General features: G+C 67.7%; 5 protein-coding genes. All 5 read left to right on the top strand.

From position 1 onward, the window contains the following. Positions 1–24 precede the first annotated feature (24 nt). Positions 25–981, top strand: coding sequence for an ABC transporter ATP-binding protein (locus MJ783_RS21880; RefSeq protein ID WP_239313441.1), 957 nt, complete (start codon positions 25–27; stop codon positions 979–981). After that, a complete protein-coding gene (locus MJ783_RS21875; RefSeq protein WP_239313439.1) occupies positions 978–1,790 on the top strand; it encodes an ABC transporter ATP-binding protein in 813 nt (270 codons plus the stop codon). Before MJ783_RS21880 ends, MJ783_RS21875 begins: the two co-directional genes overlap by 4 nt. Continuing rightward, positions 1,787–2,683, top strand: coding sequence for a branched-chain amino acid ABC transporter permease (locus MJ783_RS21870; protein ID WP_239313437.1), 897 nt, complete (start codon positions 1,787–1,789; stop codon positions 2,681–2,683). The genes MJ783_RS21875 and MJ783_RS21870 overlap by 4 nt, the downstream gene beginning before the upstream one ends. Then, a complete protein-coding gene (locus tag MJ783_RS21865; RefSeq protein WP_239313435.1) occupies positions 2,676–3,854 on the top strand; it encodes a branched-chain amino acid ABC transporter permease in 1,179 nt (392 codons plus the stop codon). The genes MJ783_RS21870 and MJ783_RS21865 overlap by 8 nt, the downstream gene beginning before the upstream one ends. 69 nt (positions 3,855–3,923) lie before the next feature. Next, a partial coding sequence (locus MJ783_RS21860) for an ABC transporter substrate-binding protein (RefSeq protein ID WP_239313433.1) occupies positions 3,924–4,994 on the top strand: 1,071 nt, incomplete at its 3' end.

Below are 4,994 nucleotides of genomic sequence, written 5' to 3'. Positions count from 1 at the left end.
GATCGCCGCAGGTCAAAGAGGGTAATGCGCGGAATACGGGTCTGGCCGGGCACGCCGTCTCCGCGTGGAGACCTCTTTACCGAGACTCTCCGTTTGGAGCTAGTGGACGCCGACTGTCTGGAGCATGATCCAGATCCCATCGGCCGCACATTCGCGACGGCCATCGCTGAGAAAGAAATGGCGTTGATGCTGAGAGTACGTGACCTCCAGGTGAACTATCGAGGCGCGATCCTCGGGCTGCGACGCATCTCACTGGAGGTACCGGCCGGTGCGGTAGTGGCCGTACTGGGTAGTAACGGTGCCGGCAAGACCACCCTGTTACGGGCTGTGTCGGGGGCCATCGGTGAGTACGGCGGTTCCATCAGCAACGGGACGGTCGATTTCGACGGCCGCAGCCTGGTGGGGAAGTCTGCCGCGGCGATCGTGGCCGCCGGGATTGTGCAGGCGCCGGAGGGTCGCCGGATCTTCGAGCGACTCACTGTCGGTGAGAATCTTCGCATCGGCGGGTTCACCGTCCGAGATCATCAGGCCAGCGCGAAAGCGCGGCTGTTTGTCCACGAGCTGTTCCCCATTCTCTACGACCGCCGTGACCAGCGTGCCGGCCTGTTGTCCGGTGGTCAGCAGCAGATGCTGGCGATCGGACGCGCGTTGATGGCCGGCCCGCGGCTGCTCCTGCTCGACGAGCCGTCGCTGGGACTGGCGCCGAAGATCGTAGGTCAGATCGGGCGGGTGATTCGGGAGATCAACGCCCGTGGCACGACGGTGTTGCTGGTCGAGCAGAACGCGGCGATGGCGTTGTCGGTGGCCACCCACGCTTTCGTGCTCGCCACCGGTGAGGTCCGGCTGTCCGGCTCCGCCGCCGAACTGGCAGCCGACGACACCGTCCGCGACCTGTACCTGGCGCGTGACACCGAAGTGGCGGTTGAGCATGAGCTGGTCGCCAGCACAAGCCGGTCACGGTTGGGCAGGTGGCAGGGATGAGCGCCCGGTCCACCGCCGCTGAAGCGGAGCTGGTCGTGGACGCGGTCACCGTCCGGTTTGCCGGCGTCACCGCGCTCGACGGCGTGTCGTTCACGGTCGGCGCGGCGGCGATCCACGCCGTGATCGGGCCGAACGGCGCGGGGAAGTCGACGTTGTTCAACGTCGTGTCCGGGGCTTACCGGCCCGCTTGCGGAAGCGTGCGTTTCCGCGGAGCGGACCTGACCCGCCTGCGGCCGCACCGGATCGCCAGGCTGGGCGTCGCCCGGACATTCCAGAACATCGCGCTGCTGGCGTCCGAGCCGGTCGAGGAGAACCTCATGATCGGCCGGCACCGTCTCACCCGAACCGGCTTCGTCGCGGCCGCTTTGAGGACCCCGCCGGCACGCCGGGAGGACCGGCGGCACCGGATCCGCGTGCGGGAGATCGCCGGCTTCCTCGGCCTTGGCGACAAGCTCGACGTCGCAGCCGGGGAGCTGTCCTACGGCGACCAGAAACGGGTGGAGATCGCTCGAGCCCTGTGCGTCGAGCCCGCTCTGCTGCTGCTCGACGAACCGGCCGCCGGTATGAACGCCCATGAGACGGCGGCCATGGGGCGCCTCATCCGTGACATCCGTGATGACCTCCAGATCCCGGTGCTGCTGGTCGAGCACGACATGGGCCTGGTGATGGGCATCGCTGACCGGGTGACCGTGCTCGACTTCGGCAGGCGTCTCGCTGACGGCACCCCGGCGGAGATCCAGCACGACCCCGCGGTGCAGGACGCCTACCTCGGCACTGACGACAGCGACTCCCCAGGAGAAGGATCGTGAGACTGTTTCTCGAGCTGATCGTCAGTGGGCTTTCACTCGGCGCGGTATACGCTTTGTTAGCACTTGGTTTCGTTATGGTGTTCAAGGCTAGTGGCGTGGTCAACTTCGCCCACCCGGCCCTGCTGATGATCGGCGCTTACACGACGGCCAGGCTGGCCGCCGACGGTCACGTACCGTTCGTGGTCGCCATTCTCGCCGGGGTCGGCCTTGCCGCGGTCGCCGCGCTCGTCGTCCAGCGGCTGCTTGTGTACCCGATGGCCAGCAGGTCCGCCATCACGGTGAGCGTCATGACCATAGGGGTCAACCTGGTCATCCAAACGGAGATCATTCGAAGGCTCGGCGTCGATATTCTCCCCATGCGTGATCCATGGGGAGCCCGGGTCCTGACGGTGGCCGGCGTGCACATCCCGCAGACCCGGGCCGCGGCTCTCGTCGTCGGAGTTGCGCTGATCGGTGCCTTCTTCGTCTGGTTCAAGTTCTCCATCTGGGGAATCGCCATGCGTGCCGTTGCCGACGATCCGGAGACGGCCGCGCTGATGGGCATCCGGCGCGCCCGTGTGTCGGCGCTCGCCTGGACGCTCGCTGGAGCCCTCGCGGCGGTCGCCGGCCTGTTCCTGACCGTCTACCCGACGTCTGGTGTGGCTCCGGCGAGCGCGGCGGCGGCGCTGCGGGCCTTTCCCGCGGCGATCATCGGTGGCCTCGACTCCACCGGTGGCGCCATAGCGGGCGGCCTGATTGTGGGTGTTGCCGAGGTGCTGACCCAGGGTTACGCCCACGACCTGACCTTCCTCGGGCAGGGCTTCGACACCGTCATGCCCTACGCGGTCATGGTCGCGGTGCTGCTGGTTCGGCCGTCCGGCCTGTTCGGCACGCAGGAGCTGCACCGTGCCTGACTCGCGTAGCGCCATCGGTGTCGCCGATTCGGCGCCCGTCGCCCCCGCACGGTCGGCCGTGGCCGCATCGCGGCCAAACCCGCGCCGTCCCGTCACAATCGTGGCCGTGCTCGCGGCTGTGCTCGTCGCGCTGGCGATCCCGCTGTATGCCGACAGGTTCTGGCTGCAGCTTGGTCTGTTCGCCTTCGCCAGCACCGTCGCGGCACTCGGCCTCACCCTCCTTCTCGGCCAGGCCGGCCAGCTGTCGTTCGGGCATCCCTTCTTCGTCGCGGTCGGCGCCTACGGCTACACCGTTCTCGCCAGCCGCCCCAGCACCGCCGGTGCCGGCCACCGTCTCGGCCTCGCGCTGCCACCAGCCGTCGCGGCCATCGCCGCGGTGCTGCTGGCCGGTGTGGCCGGGCTGCTGTTCAGCCCGATCGCGGCCCGGCTGCGCGGGATCTATCTCGGGATCGCCTCCCTCGGCCTGGTCTTCGTCGGGCAGCACATACTGTTCAACGCCGAGACGCTGACCGGCGCCTCCAACGGCAGGGGCGTGCCCGCCTTCGCGCTGCCGGGTTTTCGGTTCGACACCAGCTCCCAGGAGACGCTGTACGTATTCGGCGTGCCGTTCGGCCGCGAGGAGAAACTGTGGTACCTCGGCCTGGCGGTCACCGTCGCGGCGTACCTCTGCGCCCGTAACCTGATCCATAGCCGGCCAGGACGCTCCCTTCGTGCGGTTCGTGACCGGGAACTGATGGCCGGGATCATGGGCGTGCCGGTGACCCGCTACAAGGCGTACGCGTTCGCGCTCTCGTCGATGTACGCCGGCCTCGGCGGCGTCCTGACCGCCCTGGCATTCGGCCGGATCGTCCCGGACACCTTTGGGCTTGACCTGGCCGTGCAGTACCTGGTGATAGTGGTTATCGGCGGCCTCGGCTCGCCCGCGGGCGCGGTGGCCGGTGCCCTCTTTGTCACCGGCCTGCCGGCCGTCCTTGACCGGTACGCCGCCGCCCTGCCCGGACTCGCTCCCGAGGGCTCGCCGGGAATCATCAGCCCCGCCGTGGCCGCCCAGCTGACTTTCGGTATAACAGTGATCATTCTTCTGCTGTTCGAGCCCGGCGGTGTCACCGCGGTGGGCCGGCGCTTACGCCGTGGCGCGGACCGAGCCCTCGTTCGCGCGCGTCGCTCCTGAGCCACTCTCGGCAAGTCCATGCTCCTGAGTCACCCTCGACAGTCCATCCCACCCCTGAAAGAGGGTCGTATGTCCTGGTTATACGCACCGTCCCGTTCTCGCGGAGCCGCGCTGGCAGCGATGGTGGGCGTGCTCGCCATCACCGTGCTGGCCGCGGGCTGCGCAACCAAGAAGAACGCCGACACGAACGGCGCGCCTGGAGCGGCCGGCGGGGTCGCCATCGGCCCGGGCGTCACCGACAAAGTGATCAAACTGGGTGTCCTCACCGACCGGACCGGACCGTTCGCCGGTGCTGGCATAGCCGCGGAGCAGGGACGGCTGCTGTACTGGGACAAGAAGAACGCCGCCGGCGGGATCTGCGGCCGGCAGGTCCAGTTCGTTGTCAAGGACCATGGGTACAACCCCCAGAAGGCGGTCACCGCGTACAGCCAGATGGAGGGCGAGGTCCTTGCGCTCGACGAGTTGCTCGGCTCGCCAGAGATCGCCGCGCTGCTTCCCAGCCTCCAGAGCAATCAGATGCTGACCATGGCCGCGTCCTGGTCGTCGGCGCTGCTCAGCAATCCGTATGTGGTGATTTCCGGGACGACATACGACATTGAAATGATTAACGGGATCGAGTGGCTGCTCCAGCAGAAGCGTCTCGCCACGGGTGACAAGATCGGCCACATCTTCGTCGAAGGCGACTATGGCGAGAACGCTGTGGCCGGGAGCCGGGCGGCGGCCAAGGCGCTGGGCCTGCAGCTCGTCGAGCAGAAGGTCAAGGCGACCGACACCGATCTGACCGGCCAAATCACAGCGTTGCGTAGCGCGGATGTCAAAGCGGTCCTGCTCACCACCACCCCGCCGCAGACCGCGTCCGCGGTCGGGGTTGCTGAAGCCGCCAAGTTCACCCCCGCCTTTCTCGCCTCCAACCCAGCCTTCAGCCCACAGCTGCTTAACACGGCGGCTGGGGCCGCGCTGGAGAAGAGGCTGCTCGTAGCGACCTCCACCGCTCCGTTCTCGTCCACCGCACCCGGGCCGTCCCAGGTCCGCAGTGCGTTCGAGGCCAAGTACGCGGGTCAGCCGAAGTCGTCGTACGTTATGTACGGGTACGCGCAAGGTGAGATCATGGCACGGATCCTCGATACCGCCTGCCGCGCC

Origin of the sequence: Protofrankia sp. Cj3 (assembly GCF_917627355.1) — a bacterium.
Taxonomy (GTDB): Bacteria; Actinomycetota; Actinomycetes; order Frankiales; family Frankiaceae; genus Protofrankia.
The sequence above is the reverse complement of the archived record's forward strand: the minus strand, read 5'-3'. Positions and strand labels throughout refer to the sequence as shown.

Excerpts from the sequence above, each read along its gene's own strand:
- MJ783_RS21875 (WP_239313439.1), top strand. The coding sequence starts at position 978 with ATGAGCGCCCGGTCCACCGCCGCTGAAGCGGAGCTGGTCGTGGACGCG.
- MJ783_RS21880 (WP_239313441.1), top strand. The coding sequence starts at position 25 with ATGCGCGGAATACGGGTCTGGCCGGGCACGCCGTCTCCGCGTGGAGAC.